The following is an 18,853-nucleotide window of genomic DNA, read 5'->3' as shown; positions in this document are numbered from 1 at the left end:
CTCAGTTCAGCTCGGCAAGTAGCGGCAATGCCCAGAAGCGCTGGCGCACAGCCTGGTCGGAGAAGCTCTGCTGCAGGCGCGCCAGCATTTCCTGACGCAGCGTCCGCAGATCCTGGACCTGGGCCTGGCGCACCAGAGCTTCCGCGAGATCGGCCGGCGCACCGAGCGGGAACAACTCACCCACGCCCTCGATGACCTCGCGCCCACCGCCGCAGTCGGTACCAATCACCGGCACCCCGGCGGCCATGGCTTCCAGCAGGACCATGCCGAACGGCTCATGATCCGAACTCAGGGCGAACACATCGAACGCGCGGAAATACCGGCGCCCATTGGCCACCTGGCCGAGGAAGCGCACGGAATCGGCGACGCCCAGCTCTGCGGCGAGCGCCTTCAGCGACGCCTCCAGCCGGCCGCTGCCCATGACCGCCAGCAGACTACCGCTCGGCAGCCGCGGCAGGGCCTGGGCGAAGCCGCGGATCAGCGTGGCCTGGTCCTTGTCCGGGTGCAGGCGGCCGACGTTGCCGACCACCCAGGCATCCGCCGGCAGGCCGAGATGCTCGCGTGCCGCCTCGCGGGGCGCCAGCTCGGCGCGGGCGGCGTCGACGTCGATACGGTTGTACAGCGTCTCGATGCGCTCGACCGGCCAGTTGCCCAAGTGCGTGCGCATTTCATCGCGCACCGCACTGGATACGCCGAGCAGGAGCAGACGGCGGCGGAAGCGATTGACGAACAGCCGACGGCTGAGTCGGCCATAGACGCCAAAGGCATGGTGCACGCCGATCACCGGCAGCGCGGTGGCCAGCAGCGCCACGTAGATCGGCTTGAAGCGATGGGCGATGCACAGCTTGAAGTCGCGCGAGGCCGCGATGCGCCGCAACTCGCGAATGGCCGCGAGCTTGAGGCCGCGCACCTGGCGACTGGAGAAATCGAGAAAGATCACTTCGTCGGAAGCGGAGCCCTGCTCGACCTCGCGGCTCGGCGCGCCGGTCAGGTAGACGGTGCAGACCTTGTACGGCGTACCGGCAAACAGCGCGGCGTACTGCCGCGCGCAATCGAGGAAGGGGCCGTCATAGCCGTGGCAGAACTGCAGAACCCACTGCTCTGGCTGGCTGCGCGTCGGCAGGGCGTCGTTGAGCGCCGCCTCGGACTGCTCATTTACCACAGTAAACTCCGCTTCCTCGGCGCCCCTCGCCTAGCCCTGCGCTAGCTCGCTCAGTCAGGCGACGGCCAGCCCCCTCAGATGTTGTCATACCAGTCCTTGCCATCCTTGACCACCAGGATGTCCTGCATGATCAGGTACTGCAGGTCCGAGCCGTAGAACATGTTCAGCGCGTCGGTTGGCGAGCAGATCATCGGCTCGCCGCGGCGGTTGAGCGAGGTGTTCAGCGACACGCCGTTGCCGGTGAGCTTCTCCAGCTCCAGCATCAGGTCGTACCAGCGCGGATTGTACTGGCGTTCCAGCACTTGGGCGCGCGAGGTGCCGTCCTCGTGTACCACTTCGCCGACGCGGTTTTTCCACTCGTCGTTGACTTCGAAGGTGAAGGTCATGAACGGGCTCGGATGGTCGACCTTGAGCATCTGAGCGGCCACGGTGTCGAGCATCGACGGGCAGAAGGGTCTCCAGCGCTCACGGAACTTGATCTGTTCGTTGATGCGGTCGGCCACGCCCGGCACGCTCGGGCAGCCGATGATCGAACGGCCGCCGAGGGCACGCGGGCCGAACTCCATGCGGCCTTGGAACCAGGCCACCGGGTTGGCGTCGACCATGATCTTGGCGATGCGCTGCTCGACGTTGTCGATCTGCTTGAACACCGGCTTGTTCGGGTGGCGGGCGCAGGCGGCGATCACGTCCTCGTTGGAGTAGGACGGGCCGAGGTAGACGTGCTCCATCTTCTCCACCGGCACGCCGCGCTGGTGCGAAACGTAGGCGGCGGCGCCGACCGAGGTACCGGCGTCGCCGGAAGCGGGCTGCACGAACAGCTCCTTCACGTCGTCGCGGGCGATGATCTTCTGGTTCAGCTTGACGTTCAGCGCGCAGCCGCCGGCGAAGGCGATCTTGCCGGTTTCCTTGAGGATGTCGCCGAGGTAGTACTCCATCATCTCCAGCGCCAGCTTCTCGAACAGGGCCTGCATGCTGGCGGCGTAGTGGATGTAAGGATCGTCGGCGATGTCGCCCTGGCGCTTCGGCCCCAGCCATTCGATCAGCTTGGGCGAGAAGTAGTAGCCCTTGCCGTTTTCCTTGTAGCGACGGAAGCCGATGACGTTGGCGTAGTCGGTGTTGATAGTCAGCTCGCCGTTCTCGAACTTGGCCAGGCGCGAGAAATCGTACTTGGCCGCATCGCCATAGGGCGCCATGCCCATGACCTTGAACTCGCCGTCGAGCATCTCGAAACCGAGGAACTCGGTGATCGCGCCGTACAGACCGCCGAGGGAATCCGGATCGTAGAATTCCTTGATCTTGTGGATCTTGCCGTTCTCGCCATAGCCGAAGAAGGTGGTGGCGTACTCGCCCTTGCCGTCGATGCCGAGGATCGCGGTTTTTTCCTTGAAGCCCGAGCAGTGGTAGGCACTGGCGGCGTGGGCCAGGTGGTGCTCGACCGGCTCGATCTTGACCTTCTTCAGGTCGAAGCCGAGCTGCTCCAGGCACCACTGGATCTTCTTGTGGTAGCGCTTGTAGCGGCGGTTGCCCATCAGGATCGCGTCGAGCGAGCGGTCCGGGGCGTACCAGTAGCGCTTGGCGTAGTGCCAGCGGGCCTTGCCGAACAGGCTGATGGGGGCGAAGGGAATGGCCACCACGTCGACGTCGGAAGGCTTGATCCCGGCCTGCTCCAGGCAGAACTTGGCGGACTCGTAGGGCATGCGGTTCTTCGCATGCTTGTCGCGCACGAAGCGCTCTTCCTCGACCGCCGCGATCAACTTGCCGTCGATATAGAGGGCGGCGGACGGGTCATGGCTGAGTGCGCCGGACAGGCCGAGAATGGTCAATGCCACGGGAAAGCCTCTTGCAGCTGCGGGCGGGCGTGCCGCCACGGAAGGGTGGAAGGCGAGCATGCGCTCGCCCAAACAAAGCCGGGGATTATAGCCGCTGCACCCGACCTAGGGTATTCCGCCAGGAAGCTGACCATGCGGTCCGCTCGCCGAGGCCTCTAGAGCCGCGGCAGGCGCTGGTCGAGCAAGCGGTGCAGGGCCGAATCCTGCGGCCAGTTGCGCAGGAAACGCGCCCGATCGCGGACATAGGCACGGACGAAGCCGGCCTGGCCGCGGTGCTGCTGCATGGCATCCAGGTCGATCAGGCTCCAGTGCCCGTCGTCCCAGAACAGGTTGGTGCCCTTGAGATCGCCATGGCTGATGCGTTCGCGCAGCAGCGCGGCGAACAACCGGTCCAGGGCCTGCAGTTCCGCCTCTGGCGGTGCGCCGTCGACATGGGCAGCGAAGCGCGCGAGCAGGTCTTCGCCGGCGCAATGCTCGGTCACCAGATAAGCCTGGGCGCGCAGCCAGCACCAGCGCCGCTCGAGCACCGCCAGCGGGCGCGGCGTGGCGATGCCCAACAGCTGCAGGCGATTACCCTCGACCCAGCTGTGCCAGGCGCGACTGGGCCGCCAGAAGCGCTTGAGCCAGTGCCGCCAGTTCTTGATGTTGTAGCGCTTGATCACCAGCGGCCCGCTCTCGCCCTGCACCAGCGCCACCGTGGCGCTGCCGCCATTCTTCAGCGCCTGGCCCCGGGAGATCGCCGCGTCCGGATCGGCCAGCAGAGCCTGCAACTGCTCGACGCGCTCGCGGCGCACCACGCGCAGGCCGAAGGCGCCGATCTGCGCGGCGAACAGGCTGCAATCGCGGGCGACCTTCTTCAGGTAGTCACGCAGGCGCCACTGGCGCACCTTGGCCACCTCATCGAGCAGCGCCTCCAGCGGCAGGGCGTGCTCGGCATTGACCAGCAGGTAGTGCACCAGCAGCTCTTCGGTGAAGGGCTCCAGCTCCGCCGGCAGCTGGGCGAAGAACACACCCAGGTTGGCCAGCACCCGCGCCCGCGACAGCGGCTGGCCGGCCGTTTCGGCCAGCACACCGCCGCCATCGATCAGGTACAGCTGCCCCTGCTGGCGCAGCAGGTTGTCCAGGTGCAGGTCGGACTGCCACAGCCCTCGCGCATGCAGCTGGCCGATGGCGGCCAGGGCCTCGCCCAGCACCGCTTGCTGGGCATCGGACAGCAGCGGTTCGCGCTCCACCGCGCGCCAGGCGTCCCACAGGCTCTCGGCGCCGTCCAGGTAGTCGAACAGCAGCCAGCCGCCCTGCTCCGCCGCAAAGCCCTGCGCCAGCAGTTGCGGCGTGGTCAGGCCCTGCTCGGCGAGCAGGCGCGCGCCGAGCAGCTCACGTTGAAAGTGGCGTTCTGCCTTGGGCCCGACCAGCAACTTGGCCAGCACGGCGCGGCCTTGCCAACGGGCCAGGCCGACATAGCGCTGCCCCGGCAGCACCCGCAGCAGACGTTCGATGACCAGTTCCTCGCCAGCCAGCTGCAACGCCAACGGCAGGGTCGGCGCGCGGCCGGACGACGCCAGCTCGGCGAGCTGCATCAGCGTGCCTCCTTGTGCCGGCGGCGCGCGCCGAGGCGCTGGCTCCAGGGCGCGATATCCGCCTCGGCACCCAGATACGCGACCAGCAACTGGCGTACGTCGGCCTCGCTCCAGGCGCTGGCGCGGCGCAGCAGCGGCTCCAGATCCTTGATCCGGTCGCGACGGCCGAACAGCAGCGGCCGGGTCTTCTCCAGGTCGATCAGCTGGGCGGCGAAGCCAGCGCCCTGCTCGCGCAGGAAAATATGTTTGGGATAGAAGCAGCCATGCACCTGGCCGGCGCCGTGCAGGCGTCCGGCCAGCTCGCCACAGGCCTGCAGGATGGCGCTGCGCTGCGCCTCGGCCAGCTGCGGCCAGCGCTGCAGCCATTGGTCGAGGTCCTGCCAGCCATCCAGGGCGCGGGTCAGCAGGATGGCCCGCTGCTCGCCGGGCAACTGGCGCTCGCCAAAGAAGGCCGCCTGCAGGGCCGGCACGCCCAGCTCTTTATAGCGCTGGATATTGCGAAACTCGCGGGCGAAGGTCGGCTCGCCGAACGGCCGGGTCAGGGTGCGGGTCAGGTGATTGCTCTGGCGCTTGAGGTAGTAGGCCGCCTCGCCCAGGTCCAGGCGATAGACGCTGCTCCAACCACCGCGCTCGGTGTTGGGCTCGTCCACCGCCTCCAGCTTGAGCGCCCACAGCGCGTCGTAGTCCGCCAGTCCGTGGCGTTCGAGGATCGCGCGATCCTCGGCGGCGATAAAGTCGCTCATTCCCTGCCCTCGAAGAATTTCACTATCTCTCTTACCCGCCGCTTGTCCCCGGCGCTCAGGCGCTCGCGGCCACGATACTGCAGGTAGAAACGCAGACGCTGGCTGCGCGACAGCACCTGGCTGGCGACCTTGTCCAGGCAGGCCAGGTCCTTGACGATGCGGTAGCGCAGGAACGGCCCCCACCAGAAGGTGCCGGTCGGGCAATCGATGAAGAACAGCTCGGCGCGATCATTGACCAGCAGGTTGCGCCACTTCAGGTCGTTGTGGGCGAAGTGGTGGTCATGCAGCGCCCGGGTCGCCGTCGCCAGCTGGCGGCTGATGCCGTCCACCCACTGCGGATCGCGCAGGCGCTCGTCACGACGCTTGGCCAGCAGCGCCATGTCCTGGGTGTTTTCCAGCTCGCGGGTGATCAGCGCGCCGCGCAGGAACGCGCCGCCCTTGCGCTCCAGACCGTAGGCGACGATGGGCGCGGTGGGAATGCCCCATGTGGCGAAGTGCTTGAGGTTCTGCCACTCGGCCTTGACCCGCGGCCGGCCCAGGTAGCGGCGCAGCCCCTTGCCGGCGCCCCAGTAGCGCTTGACGTAGTAACGCACGCCGTCGCGCTCGATCAGGATCACTTCCGACAACGGGTCGCGGGTCAGGCGCTTGCCCTCCAGGGCGAACACTCGCTCCAGGCTGGCCAGCTCGGCCGCCAGGGGCGCTGGCAGTTCGGCATTCAGCCGCCAACCGCTCATCCCTGGGCTCCCGGTGCGTATTTGCGCGCGTAACGCGCCAGCAGCTTGTCCGCCTTGCGCTCCAGCCAGGCCAGCAGCGCCGCCTCGTCACGCAGGATGTCGCGCAGCGGCTGCTGGAAGTAGGCCTTGAGGAAGCGCAGCTTGTCGCGGCGAGTCAGGCCGATGTTCAGGGCGGAGAAATACAGGCCGGCCAGGTCCTTGTTGCGCCAGCGGGTCGGCGTGGCGCTGCGCACTTGGGCGCGATGCAGGTCGATCAGCGACAGGCGGAAGTCGTCCGCCGTCACCGGCCGGTCGGTGTGCAGCAGGAAGTGGCAGATATAGCAGTCGCGATGGTTGACCCCGGCGCGGTGCATGTTGCCGGTCATCTTCGCCACCTCGGCGATCAACGCGCGCTTGAACCGTGGCTCTGGCGGCTGCTGAAGCCAGTTCAGGGTCAACTGCTCCAGGTCGGTGGTCGGCGCCAGTTCCTCGGTGACGATGAACGAATGCTGCGCCGCCGGATTGCTGCCGCGTTCGCCATAGGCTACGGCGGTCATGGTTGGCACGCCGGCCTCGGTCAGACGCTGGATCGCCGCCCATTCCTGACCGGCGCCGAGCACCGGCAGCTTGGCGGTGAGCAGGTTCTTGACGATCTCTCCCCAGCCGATGCCGCGATGGATCTTGACGAAGTAGCCGCGCCCGTCGACCTCGGTGCGCAGGGTGCGGCGCCCTTCCAGCTCGCGGTAGACCTTGCCCTGCAGGGCCTCCACGGCGGCGAAGGCATCACGCCCGGCCCACAGCGACTGGAACGGTTCGGCGAGGATCAGGCGCATACGAGCCTCCATGTAGGAGCGAGCTCTGCTCGCGAACCAGGCCCGGAAAAAGCTTCGCGAGCAGAGCTCGCTCCTAGGAAAAACCCGCTACTCATGCACGCTCCGCCAGAATCACATCGGCCGCGCGCTGCGGCATGGAATACAGGTCGGCACTGGCGGCGAAGGCCAGGCCATTGGCGCCCCACTTCACCCGCGCCGCGCCATCACCGAGCATCTCGGCCAGCATTCGGTTGAAGGCATCCTGCTCGAACGGCGCCGGTACCACGCGCCCGGCATCGGCCTCGACGATGTAGCGGGCGTAGCCACAGACCTCGCTGACCAGCACCGGCAGGCCGGAGACCATAGCCTCCAGCAGCACGGTGCCGGTGTTCTCGTTGTAGGCCGGATGAACCAGCAGGTCGGCGCCGAGCAGGAAGCGCGGAATGTCGCTGCGCCCCTTGAGGACCTGCACCTGGTCGGAGAGTCCCAAAGCCTTGACCTGCAGCAGGAAGGGCTTGGGGTCGTCCTGGCCGATGGCGATCAACCGCGTGCGTTTTTTAAGCTCGCGCGGCAAGGCGGCCAACGCCTTGAGGCTGCGGTCCAGGCCCTTGGTCTTGAAGCCGGAACCGATCTGCACCAGCAGCAGGTCGTCGTCCGCCAGCTTGAACTCGCGACGAAACTCGGCGCGGATTTCGGCCGCATTGGCCGGTGCGCGACGGTCCTGGGCGATGCCCGGCGGCAGCAGATGGAAGCGCGCCGCAGGCGTCCGGTAGTGCTTGATAAACAGCGGCTGCTGTACTTCGGAGATCATCAGGATCTCGGTCTTCGACTCGGGGGCGAACACCGCCCGCTCGTAGTCGGCGAAGTGCTTGTAGCGGCCCCAGCGCTTGTAGATCGGCGCGCGCAGGGTCTGCGCCTTGTCCTCGTAGCAACCGTCGGCGGCGTAGTACACGTCTAGGCCGGGCATCTTGTTGAAGCCGACCACGCGATCCACCGGGTCACGCGCCAGGTCGGCGGCCAGCCAGGCGCTGAAGCGCTCGTTGCGGTGGTGGTTGAACAGCGCCTTGATCGGCGCCACCCGCACATCGAAACCGGCGGGAATCTCGCCTTCCCAGATCGGCGTGTAGACACGAATGGCGTGGCCACGCGCCTGGCACTCCAGGGCGATCCGCATGAAATCGCGCTGTAATCCCCCAAACGGGAAGTACTTGTAGAGGACGAAGGCCAGCTGCATCAGACCGCCTCCTGCTGCGCCAACAGCATGGCGTTCAGTTGATCGCCCACGCGCCGGGCGTCGAGGCCGTCGAAGCACGGCTTGCGGCGGTCGCCCAGGCCCGCATGCGGGCCGGTGGCGCACAGGTGCACCTGGCCGCGGCCATAGGCGCCGACCTTGCCCGGCAGGGTCGGGCCGTACAGGGAGATGGTCGGCACATCCAGCGCCGCGGCCAGGTGGCCGAGACCGGTGTCCACGGCGACGCAGGCGGTGGCGCCGGCGATCACCTTGGCCACGCCGGCCAGGTTGAGCTTGGGCAGCACCGCGGCGTTATCGATGCCCGCCACGATGCGCTGGGCGCGCTCGCGTTCCACCTCGTTGCCCCAGGGCAGGCGGATCGCCCAGCCCTGCGCCGCCATGCGCTCGGCCAGGGCACGCCAGTCGGCCTCCGGCCAGTGCTTGCTGGCCCAGGTGGTGCCATGCAGGAACAGCAGATAGGGCTGCGCCGACGCATCGGCCATGGCCGCGCGATCCAGGCCGTAGTCGCCGATCTGCTGCGGCAGCTCGTAGCCCAGGGCCTGGGCAAACAGCTGGCGGGTGCGCTCCAGGGCATGCTGATCCTTGGCCACGGCATACAGGCGGTCGTAGAAGCGGCAGGCGATCGGCTCGCGCGCCGAGTCGCGGTCCAGGCCGACCACCGGCGCCTTGGCGTAGCGGGTCAGCACGGCACTCTTGAACAGGCCCTGCGCATCGATCACCAGGTCGTAATCGACCTCGCCCAGGCGCTGCTTGAAGCGCTTCCACTCACCGCTCTTCCAGGTCTGCAGCAGGTGCTTGCGCCAGCGGCGGATGGCCACCGGGATCACCTGGGCCACGGCCGGGTGCCAGGCCGGAATCTCGGCGAAGCCCTCCTCCACCACCCAGTCGAACTGGATGCCGGGAATCGCCCGCGCCGCATCGGTCAGCGCCGGCAATGTGTGGATCACGTCACCGAGGGACGAGGTCTTGATCAGCAGCACCCTCATCCGGCGACCTCGATGGGGTCGGCGACCAGGCGATCCAGCGCCTCCAGCACCGGGCGCGGTTTGAGTTCGCGCAGGCAGTTGTAGTGGCCGAAACGGCAGGTGCGGTCAAAGCAGGGGCTGCAGTCCAGGCCCAGGCGCACGATCTCCACTTTGTCCGCCAGCGGCGGGGTGAACTGCGGCGAAGTGGAGCCATACACCGCCACCAGCGGACGGTTGAGCGCGGCGGCCACGTGCATCAGGCCGGAATCGTTGGACACCACGGCACCGGCGGCGGACATCAGGTCGATGGCCTCGGCCAGCGAGGTTGCACCGGCCAGGTTGACCGACTCCTCGCGCAGGCCGGGAATCAGGCGGCTACGGATGTCTTCGCAGCCGGGATGGTCGTTCTTCGAGCCGAACAGCCACACCTGCCAGCCGGCGCGGATCTTGATCTCGGCGACCTTGGCGTAGTGCTCCACCGGCCAGCGCTTGGCCTCGCCGAACTCTGCGCCGGGACACAGCGCCAGCACCGGGCGATCCAGCCCGAGACCGAACTTGGCCAGGGCGGCGGCGCGGCTGGCTTCGTCGATCGCCAGGCGCGGCTGCGGATAGGGCTTGGGAATCTCGGCATCCGGCTCGTAGGCCAGCGCCATAAAGCGCTCGATCATCAGCGGCAGTCGCTGCTTGTCCAGCTTGCGGATGTCGTTGAGCAGGCCGTAGCGCATCTCGCCCTTCCAGCCGGTGCGCTTGGGGATGCCGGCGAAGAACGGCACCAGGGCGGACTTGAGCGAGTTGGGCAGCAGGATCGCCTGGTCGTACTGGCCGGCCAGGGACTTGCCGATCTTGCGGCGGGTGGCGATATCCAGCACGCCGTGGCCGAGCGGGAAGCTCAGCGCCGCGCGCACTTCGGGCATGCGCTCGAGGATCGGCCGGCTCCACTCGGGCGCCAGCACGTCGATCTCGCAGCCGGGGTGGCGTTGCTTGAGGCAGACGAACAGGGTCTGCGCCATCACCATGTCACCGACCCAGCTGGGGCCCACGATCAGTATTCTCATCACGACTCCGGAAATGAGCGGGGAGGCTAACGCCTCCCCAGTCACTACCCTGTTATCTCTGTTTCACATGCCCCGAGCGAACCACGGCAGCCCGGAACGGGGCAATCGTGACCAATACATAAGGTTCTGGTCACGATCATTCAATGTCTGGGCCTTACTTGACCAGTGTGCGCCACTCGGCATGGGCGCTGGTCTGGCCGGTGACCAGATCGAAGTAGGCCTTCTGCAGTTTCTCGGTCACCGGACCGCGGCTGCCGATACCGATCTGGCGGCCATCCACTTCGCGGATCGGCGTGACTTCCGCGGCGGTGCCGGTGAAGAAGGCTTCGTCGGCGATGTACACCTCGTCGCGGGTGATGCGCTTCTCCACCACCTCGATGCCCAGTTCCTTGGCCAGGGTGAGCACGGTGGCGCGGGTGATGCCGTTCAGGCAGGAGGTCACTTCCGGGGTGTACACCACGCCGTTCTTGACCAGGAAGATGTTCTCGCCCGAACCCTCGGCCACGTAGCCTTCGGTATCCAGCAGCATGGCCTCGTCGGCGCCGCCGGAAATGGCTTCCTGCAGGGCCAGCATCGAGTTGATGTAGTTGCCGTTGGCCTTGGCGCGGGTCATGGAGATGTTGACGTGGTGACGGGTGAAGGAGCTGGTGCGCACCTTGATGCCCTTCTGCAGCGCCTCGTCGCCCATGTAGGCGCCCCAGTGCCAGGCGCCGACGATCACGTGCACCTTCAGGCCGGTAGCGCGCAGGCCCATGGCCTCGCTGCCGTAGAACACCATCGGGCGGATGTAGGCAGTTTCCAGGTTGTTCTCGCGCACGGCGGCGCGGGTGGCTTCGTTGATCTCCTCCTTGGTGAAGGGGATCTTCATGCCCATGATGTGGGCCGAGTCGAACAGGCGGTCGGTGTGCGCCTGCAGGCGGAAGATGGCGGTGCCCTGCGGGGTGTTGTAGGCGCGTACGCCCTCGAACACGCCCATGCCGTAGTGCAGGGTGTGGGTCAGCACGTGGGTGGTCGCTTCGCGCCACTGCACCAGTTCGCCGTCATACCAGATCACGCCATCGCGGTCGGCCATCGACATCGTTGCCACTCCTCAGTGTTCGTCTCGTTCAAATCGTCGGTCAGCTCAGGCCCAGCTCGCGCCACAGGCGCATCACGCTGCGGCGCTCGGCGGCGAACTGGTCACCGCCGACCTTGCCCGGCTGTTTCTGCAACGCCTGCCGGTGGGCGGCGGAGCGGTAGGCCTTGTAGGCCTCCTGCAACAGTTCGACGTCTGCGGCGGGCAGCAATCCCACGTCACGCAGGCCATCGAGAATGCGGATGTTGTCGGTGTAGCGGTGCAGCTCGGGGTGCTGCCGCGACCACGCCAGGGCCGCGTATTGCACCATAAATTCGATATCGACGATACCACCGGCGTCCTGCTTCAGATCGAAGGAAGACGCCGCCTCGAAGGCATTTTCCGCGGTGCCGGCGGCGGTTTCCCGGGTGCCCAGGTTGTCGCGCATCTTGGCGCGCATCTCGCTGACTTCGGCCTGCAGCTTGGGCAGGTCGCGCTCGCGGCCGAGCACCTCGGCGCGCACTCGCTCGAAGGCCGCACCGACCCGCGCGCAACCGACCAGCACGCGAGCGCGCACCAGCGCCTGGTGCTCCCAGGTCCAGGCCTCGCTTTCCTGGTAGCGCTGGAAGGCGCCGAGGGAACTGACCAGCAGGCCCGCGGCACCCGAAGGGCGCAGGCGCATATCGACGTCATACAGCTGGCCGGAGGTGGTCTGGGTGGTCAGCAGGTGAATGATGCGCTGGCCCAGGCGGGCGAAGAACTGCGCGCCATCGATGGGCTTGGCGCCGTCGGTCTCGGCCTGGGAATCGCCGTCGTGGATGAACACCAGGTCCAGGTCAGAACCGTGGCCGAATTCCAGGCCACCGACCTTGCCGTAGCCGACGATGATGAAGTCCGGGTCGCACAGGCTGCCGTCGGCGCGGCGCGGGTTGCCGTACTTGGCCACGGTCTGGCGCCAGGCCAGGGCCAGCACCTGGTCGAGGATGGCCTCGGCCAGCCAAGTCAGGTAGTCGCTGACCTTCATCAGCGGCAATGTGCCGGCGATCTCCGAGGCGGCCACCCGCAGGCCGTGGGCCAGCTTGAAGTGGCGCAGGGCCTCCATCTGCTGCTCCAGGTCGTCCTCGGGAATCCGCGTCAGCCGCTCGCGCAGCTCGGCGGCCAGTTCCGGCGCCAGCGGCGGCTTGAACAGACGACCCTCGTTGAGCAGCTCGTCGAGCAGCAGCGGGAAGCGAGTGATCTGTTCGGCGATCCACGGGCTCGCCGCGCACAGGGTCAGCAGGCGCTTGAGCGCCAGGGGGTTCTCGGTGAGCAGCACCAGGTAGGCGGAGCGCCGCGCCACCGCCTCGATCAGCGGTAGCACGCGCTCCAGCACCAGGTCCGGGTTGGCGTGTTCCACGGTCTGCGCCAGCAGGCGCGGGATAAAGGCATCCAGGCGCTCGCGCCCGAGGCGCTGCATGGTGCGCACCTGGCTGCCGCTGCGCAGGTCGATCAGGCGCTTGAGCGCGGCGGCGGGTTCCTTGAAGCCGGCCTCGGCCAACTGGCGGCCGGCCATTTCCTCGTCCAGCGCCTCTTCCCACAGTGGCAGCCACTCGCCGCCGACGCAGGTCTCGACCTCGCCACCCTCGTCCTCGTCCGGGTCGGCGATGACCTGGCGGAAGTGCCACTCGATGCGCCCGCGCCACTGCGCCAGGTGCTCCATGAACTGCGCCCAGGACTCGCAGCCCATGATGCAGGCCACCCGCGCGCGGTCGATGTCGTTATCCGGCAGCATCTGCGTCTGGCGGTCGCCGATGGCCTGCAGGGCATGCTCGGTGTAGCGCAGGAATTCGTAGCCTTCCTTCATCTCGGCGATGATCGGCGGCGGCAGATAGCCCTGCCCCTCCAGGGTCGCCAGCACCTTGAGCAGCGGCCGCTGCTGCAGGCTGAGGTCGCGACCGCCGTGGATCAGCTGGAAGGCCTGGGCGATGAACTCGACCTCGCGGATGCCGCCGGAGCCGAGCTTGACGTTGTCGCTCATGCCCTTGCGCCGCACTTCCTGCTGGATCAGCTGCTTCATGGAACGCAGCGCCTCGATGGCGGAGAAGTCTAGGTAGCGGCGATAGACGAAGGGTCGCAGCATCTCCAGCAGCTGCTTGCCGGCGGCCTGGTCGCCGCCGACCACCCGCGCCTTGATCATCGCGTAGCGCTCCCAGTCGCGGCCCTGGTCCTGGTAATACTGTTCCAGGGCGTTAAAGCTGAGCACCAGCGCGCCGGCCGAGCCATACGGTCGCAGGCGCATGTCGACGCGGAACACGAAGCCCTCGACGGTGATCGCGTCCAGCGCTTTTATCACTCTCTGGCCGAGGCGGATAAAGAACTCCTGGTTGTCCAGCGAGCGCTTCACGCCCTCTGTCTCGCCGCCTTCCGGGTAGCCGAAGATCAGGTCGATGTCCGAGGACAGGTTGAGTTCGTGGGCGCCGAGCTTGCCCATGCCGAGGATGACCATGTGCTGCACCTCGCCGGAGCGCCGACCGATCGGCGTGCCGAACTGCTCGCAATGGCGCGGGAACAGCCACTGGTAGGCGCCATCGATGCTGGCATCGGCCAGGTCGGAGAGGTCGCGGCAGGTCTCGGCCAGGTCGGCCTGGCGGGTCAGGTCGCGCCAGATGATGCGCACCTGTTGGCGGTTGCGGAAGCGCCGCAGGCGCCGGCCCAGCTCGTCCTCGTCGGCACAGTCGGCCAGCGCGGCCTGCAACTGGGCGCGCAACTCGCCGCCCTGCAGACGCCGCTCCAGCTCGCCGCTGGCGCCCAACTCGGCCAGTAGCTCGGGAGCACGCACGGCCTGTTCATGAACGAAATCGCTGAGCGCGCAGACCCGCCGCAGCGCCTCCGCGCGCTCGCCCGACCAGTCGGATGGCAGCAGCGCGGCAGCGCGTTCGGCGTGGGGCAACAGGGTGGTCGGCAGGGCAGCCAGTGGCGGCAAACTCATGGTCTATCCTTGGGGGCGGGCAGTCAGACCCGATCTATCCCAGGCGCCACTGCCCTTCCTGAAACTGTAGTTTTACTACTAAAGAATGTGTCCCGGACTCCACAGGCGCCATCGAAATGTAGTAAAACTACAAAAACGACCATGAACGCCCTGGTCGATAACGACTTCCCGTAGCCCGCCCAAAAAGCGTGCACGAGCCCAGGCCTCCGATTCTGGAAGCCTTTCCGCCCTGGAGCAAGCCATGCAAGACCTCGATCCCGTCGAAACCCAGGAATGGCTGGATGCCCTCGAGTCCGTCCTCGACAAAGAAGGTGAAGACCGCGCCCACTACCTGCTGACCCGCATGGGCGAGCTGGCCACCCGCAGCGGCACCCAGCTGCCCTACGCCATCACCACGCCCTACCGCAACAGCATCCCGGTCGGCCACGAGGCACGCATGCCCGGCGACCTGTTCATGGAGCGCCGCATCCGCTCCCTGGTGCGCTGGAATGCCCTGGCCATGGTGATGCGCACCAACCTGAAAGACCCGGACCTGGGCGGTCATATCTCCAGCTTCGCCTCCAGCGCGACCCTCTACGACATCGGCTTCAACTACTTCTTCCAGGCCCCCACCGAGGAGCACGGCGGCGACCTGATCTTCTATCAGGGCCACGCCTCCCCCGGCATCTACGCCCGCGCCTTCCTCGAAGGGCGCATCAGCGAAGAGCAGATGAACAACTTCCGCCAGGAAGTGGACGGCAAGGGCCTGTCTTCCTACCCGCACCCCTGGCTGATGCCGGACTTCTGGCAGTTCCCCACCGTGTCCATGGGCCTCGGCCCGATCCAGGCGATCTACCAGGCACGCTTCATGAAGTACCTGGAAAGCCGCGGCTATATCCCTGCTGGCAAGCAAAAAGTGTGGTGCTTCATGGGCGACGGCGAGTGCGACGAGCCGGAATCCCTCGGCGCCATCTCCCTGGCCGGCCGCGAGAAGCTGGACAACCTGATCTTCGTGATCAACTGCAACCTGCAGCGCCTGGACGGCCCGGTGCGCGGCAACGGCAAGATCATCCAGGAACTGGAAGGCGTGTTCCGTGGCGCCGAGTGGAACGTCAACAAGGTCATCTGGGGCCGCTTCTGGGACCCGCTGCTGGCCAAGGACGTCGACGGCATCCTGCAACGCCGCATGGACGAAGTGATCGACGGCGAGTACCAGAACTACAAAGCCAAGGACGGGGCCTACGTGCGCGAGCACTTCTTCAACAGCCCGGAGCTGAAGGAGATGGTCAAGGACCTCTCCGACCAGGAAATCTGGAACCTCAACCGCGGCGGCCACGACCCCTACAAGATGTACGCGGCGTACCACCAGGCGGTGAATCACAAGGGCCAGCCGACCGTGGTGCTGGCCAAGACCATCAAGGGCTACGGCACCGGCGCGGGCGAGGCGAAGAACACCGCGCACAACACCAAGAAGGTCGATATCGACAGCCTGAAGAAATTCCGCGACCGCTTCGACATCCCGGTCAAGGACGACCAGCTGGAGAACCTGCCCTTCGTCACCGCCGAGCCGGGCAGCCCGGAATACAAGTACCTGCACGAGCGCCGCGCCGCGCTGGGTGGCTTCGTGCCACAGCGCCGCAACCAGAGCTTCAGCATTCCGACTCCTCCGCTGGAGACCCTCAAGGCCATCCTCGACGGCACCGGCGACCGCGACATCTCCACCACCATGGCCTTCGTGCGCATCCTCTCGCAGCTGGTCAAGGACAAGGACCTGGGCGCGCGCATCGTGCCCATCGTGCCGGACGAGGCGCGTACCTTCGGCATGGAAGGCATGTTCCGTCAGCTCGGCATCTACTCCTCGGTCGGCCAGCTCTACGAGCCGGTCGACAAGGACCAGGTGATGTTCTATCGCGAGGACAAGAAGGGCCAGATCCTCGAGGAAGGCATCAACGAGGCCGGCGCCATGTCCAGCTGGATCGCCGCCGGTACTTCGTACTCCACGCACAACCAGCCGATGCTGCCGTTCTACATCTTCTACTCGATGTTCGGCTTCCAACGCATCGGCGACCTGGCCTGGGCCGCCGGCGACAGCCGTGCCCGTGGCTTCCTGATCGGCGGCACCGCCGGCCGCACCACGCTCAACGGCGAAGGCCTGCAGCACGAGGACGGCCACAGCCACATCATGGCCGCGACCATCCCCAACTGCCGCACCTACGATCCCACCTACGGCTACGAGCTGGCGGTGATCATTCGCCACGGCATCAAGGAGATGATCGAGCAGCAGCAGAACGTCTTCTACTACATCACCGTGATGAACGAGTCCTACCAGCAGCCGGCCCTGCCGGCCGGCACCGAGGACGGCATCATCAAGGGCATGTACCTGCTCGAAGAGGACAAGAAGGAAGCCGCCCACCATGTGCAGCTGCTGGGCAGCGGCACCATCCTGCGCGAAGTGCGCGAGGCGGCGAAGATTCTGCGCGAGCAATTCAACATCGGCTCGGACGTGTGGAGCGTCACCAGCTTCAATGAACTGCGCCGCAACGGCCTGGCCGTGGAGCGCTGGAACCGTCTGCACCCGGGGCAGAAGCCCAGGCAGGCGTTCATCCAGGAATGCCTCACCGGCCGTAAGGGCCCGGTGGTCGCCAGCACCGACTACATGAAGCTGTTCGCCGAGCAGGTGCGCCAGTGGGTGCCCAGCAAGGAGTACAAGGTGCTCGGCACCGACGGCTTCGGCCGCAGCGACAGCCGCAAGAAACTGCGCCACTTCTTCGAGGTGGACCGCTATTGGGTGGTGCTGGCCGCGCTGGAGGCGCTGGTCGACCGTGGCGAGATCGAAGCCAAGGTGCTGGCCGATGCCATCGCCAGGTTCGGCATCGACCCCGAAAAAGCCAACCCCCTGGACTGCTGAGGAGACGCATTGTGAGCGAGTTGATACGCGTACCCGATATCGGCGGCGAAGGTGAAGTAATCGAACTGCTGGTCAAGGTCGGCGATCGCGTCGAGGCCGAGCAGAGCATCCTGACCCTGGAATCCGACAAGGCTTCCATGGAGGTGCCCTCGCCCAAGGCCGGCGTGATCAAGAGCCTGAAGGTCAAGCTGGGCGACAAGCTGAAGACCGGCGACGAGCTGCTGGAGCTGGAGGTCGAGGGCGCCACCTCGGCCGCCGAGCCCGCCGCGGCTCCGGTACCGAGCAAACCGACCCAGGCCGTCGACGAGGCCGAGGCGCCCAGCGCACCGGCGCCCCAGCCGAGCGCGGCTGCGGCCGCCAGCGAGAGCGTGCAGGACGTGCATGTGCCGGACATCGGCACCAGCGGCAAGGTCAAGGTCATCGAGGTCATGGTCAAGGCTGGCGACAGCATCACCGCCGACCAGTCGCTGATCACCCTGGAGTCGGACAAGGCCAGCATGGAGATCCCCTCGCCGGCCGCCGGCGTGGTGGAGGAAGTGCTGGTCAAGCTGGACGCCGAAGTCGGCACCGGCGATCTGATTCTCAAGCTCAAGGTTGCCGGCGCGGCGCCCGCACCAGCACCGGCTCCGGCCGCCACTGCTCCTGCGCCAGCGGCCGTGCACAGCACGCCGCCGGGCGCCGCGCCGGCGGTGGCCGCCGAAGTCGGCGCCATCGCCGCGCTGTCCGCGGCTGCCGCTGCGGTCAGCGCCCCGGTACGTGACGGCAGCAAGGTCCACGCCGGTCCTGCCGTGCGCATGACCGCCCGCGAGTTCGGCGTCGACCTGGCCGCCGTGCCGGGCAGCGGCCCGAAAGGTCGCATCCTCAAGGAGGACGTGCAGAACTACGTCAAGGCCATGCTGCAACAGGCCAAGAACGCTCCGGCGCCCGGCGCCATCGGCGGTGCCGGCATCCCGCCGATTCCGGAAGTGGACTTCAGCAAGTTCGGCCCGGTGGAAGAAGTGCCGATGACCCGCCTGATGCAGGTCGGTGCCGCCAACCTGCACCGCAGCTGGCTCAACGTGCCGCACGTGACCCAGTTCGACAGCGCCGACATTACCGAACTGGAAGCCTTCCGCGTGGCGCAGAAGGCGGTGGCGGAGAAGGCCGGGGTCAAGCTGACCGTGCTGCCGCTGCTGCTCAAGGCCTGTGCCCACCTGCTCAAGGAGCTGCCGGACTTCAACAGTTCGCTGGCGCCAAGCGGCAAGGCGCTGATCCGCAAGAAGTACGTGCACATCGGCTTCGCCGTGGACACCCCGGACGGCCTGCTGGTCCCGGTGATCCGCGACGTCGACCAGAAGAGCCTGCTGCAGCTGGCCGGCGAAGCCGCCGAGCTGGCGGAGAAGGCGCGCACCAAGAAGCTGTCGCCGGACGCCATGCAGGGCGCCTGCTTCACCATCTCCAGCCTCGGCCATATCGGCGGCACTGGCTTCACGCCGATCGTCAACGCGCCGGAAGTGGCGATCCTCGGGGTGAGCAAGGCCGCAATGCAGCCGGTGTGGGACGGCCAGGCCTTCCAGCCGCGCCTGATGCTGCCGCTGTCGCTGTCCTACGACCACCGGGTGATCAACGGCGCCGCCGCCGCACGCTTCACCAAGCGCCTGGGCGACGTGCTGGGAGATATCCGCACCCTGCTGCTGTAACGAACCAAGCTGTGCTTTGGAGGCTCGACGCCTCACTCCTCGGCCCCGCCTCTTGGCGGGGCTTTTTTATTGGCAAAGAAAAGCCCCGCCGTGGCAGTAATGCTGTTCACATAGAGAGTGCTCGATTAGCTCCCCTCTCCCATTCATGGGAGAGGGG

13 protein-coding genes are annotated in these 18,853 nt (G+C 66.9%); 2 read left to right on the top strand and 11 right to left on the bottom strand.

Annotated features, from left to right (window positions below):
- Position 1: 1 nt before the first annotated feature.
- The 11 genes from N7607_RS13555 to glnE all read right to left on the bottom strand — a co-directional run bounded on the left by N7607_RS13555 (position 2) and on the right by glnE (position 14,130).
- Positions 2-1,123: a glycosyltransferase gene (locus N7607_RS13555; protein ID WP_279868503.1), complete on the bottom strand. Its 1,122-nt coding sequence runs from the start codon at positions 1,121-1,123 to the stop codon at positions 2-4.
- A 113-nt stretch (positions 1,124-1,236) separates the two neighbouring features.
- A complete protein-coding gene (locus tag N7607_RS13550; RefSeq protein ID WP_279868462.1) occupies positions 1,237-2,991 on the bottom strand; it encodes a carbamoyltransferase in 1,755 nt (584 codons plus the stop codon).
- A 155-nt stretch (positions 2,992-3,146) separates the two neighbouring features.
- The gene (locus N7607_RS13545; RefSeq protein WP_279868464.1) at positions 3,147-4,568 is read right to left on the bottom strand and encodes a lipopolysaccharide kinase InaA family protein; all 1,422 of its coding nucleotides are present in this window, start codon (positions 4,566-4,568) and stop codon (positions 3,147-3,149) included.
- A complete protein-coding gene (locus tag N7607_RS13540) occupies positions 4,568-5,311 on the bottom strand; it encodes a lipopolysaccharide kinase InaA family protein (RefSeq protein ID WP_279868465.1) in 744 nt (247 codons plus the stop codon). Before N7607_RS13540 ends, N7607_RS13545 begins: the two co-directional genes overlap by 1 nt.
- Complete coding sequence (locus N7607_RS13535) at positions 5,308-6,045, bottom strand: lipopolysaccharide kinase InaA family protein (protein WP_279868468.1); 738 nt, start codon at positions 6,043-6,045, stop codon at positions 5,308-5,310. The genes N7607_RS13540 and N7607_RS13535 overlap by 4 nt, the downstream gene beginning before the upstream one ends.
- Positions 6,042-6,857: a lipopolysaccharide core heptose(I) kinase RfaP gene (rfaP, locus tag N7607_RS13530; protein WP_279868471.1), complete on the bottom strand. Its 816-nt coding sequence runs from the start codon at positions 6,855-6,857 to the stop codon at positions 6,042-6,044. Before rfaP ends, N7607_RS13535 begins: the two co-directional genes overlap by 4 nt.
- A 91-nt stretch (positions 6,858-6,948) precedes the next feature.
- Positions 6,949-8,070: a glycosyltransferase family 4 protein gene (locus N7607_RS13525; protein WP_279868473.1), complete on the bottom strand. Its 1,122-nt coding sequence runs from the start codon at positions 8,068-8,070 to the stop codon at positions 6,949-6,951.
- Positions 8,070-9,074 carry a lipopolysaccharide heptosyltransferase I gene (waaC, locus tag N7607_RS13520; RefSeq protein WP_279868474.1) on the bottom strand — a complete coding sequence of 335 codons (1,005 nt, stop codon included), beginning with the start codon at positions 9,072-9,074 and terminating at the stop codon, positions 8,070-8,072. The genes N7607_RS13525 and waaC overlap by 1 nt, the downstream gene beginning before the upstream one ends.
- Positions 9,071-10,108, bottom strand: a complete 1,038-nt coding sequence (waaF, locus tag N7607_RS13515; protein ID WP_279868475.1) for a lipopolysaccharide heptosyltransferase II — start codon at positions 10,106-10,108, stop codon at positions 9,071-9,073. The genes waaC and waaF overlap by 4 nt, the downstream gene beginning before the upstream one ends.
- A gap of 154 nt (positions 10,109-10,262) precedes the next feature.
- Positions 10,263-11,186, bottom strand: a complete 924-nt coding sequence (locus tag N7607_RS13510; protein WP_137975112.1) for a branched-chain amino acid transaminase — start codon at positions 11,184-11,186, stop codon at positions 10,263-10,265.
- 40 nt (positions 11,187-11,226) lie between these two features.
- Positions 11,227-14,130, bottom strand: a complete 2,904-nt coding sequence (gene glnE, locus N7607_RS13505) for a bifunctional [glutamate--ammonia ligase]-adenylyl-L-tyrosine phosphorylase/[glutamate--ammonia-ligase] adenylyltransferase (RefSeq protein ID WP_279868476.1) — start codon at positions 14,128-14,130, stop codon at positions 11,227-11,229.
- Positions 14,131-14,371: 241 nt separating this feature from the next.
- On the opposite strand from glnE, the gene aceE reads away from it, so the two are divergent.
- Both aceE and aceF read left to right on the top strand, forming a co-directional pair.
- Complete coding sequence (gene aceE / locus N7607_RS13500; protein ID WP_279868478.1) at positions 14,372-17,017, top strand: pyruvate dehydrogenase (acetyl-transferring), homodimeric type; 2,646 nt, start codon at positions 14,372-14,374, stop codon at positions 17,015-17,017.
- A gap of 11 nt (positions 17,018-17,028) precedes the next feature.
- Positions 17,029-18,696, top strand: a complete 1,668-nt coding sequence (aceF, locus tag N7607_RS13495) for a dihydrolipoyllysine-residue acetyltransferase (protein WP_279868479.1) — start codon at positions 17,029-17,031, stop codon at positions 18,694-18,696.
- Positions 18,697-18,853 lie beyond the last annotated feature (157 nt).

Source organism: Pseudomonas sp. GD04019, assembly GCF_029837695.1.
Taxonomy (GTDB): domain Bacteria; phylum Pseudomonadota; class Gammaproteobacteria; order Pseudomonadales; family Pseudomonadaceae; genus Aquipseudomonas.
Note: the sequence above shows the minus strand (reverse complement) of the source record. Positions and strands in the feature narration are given on the sequence as shown.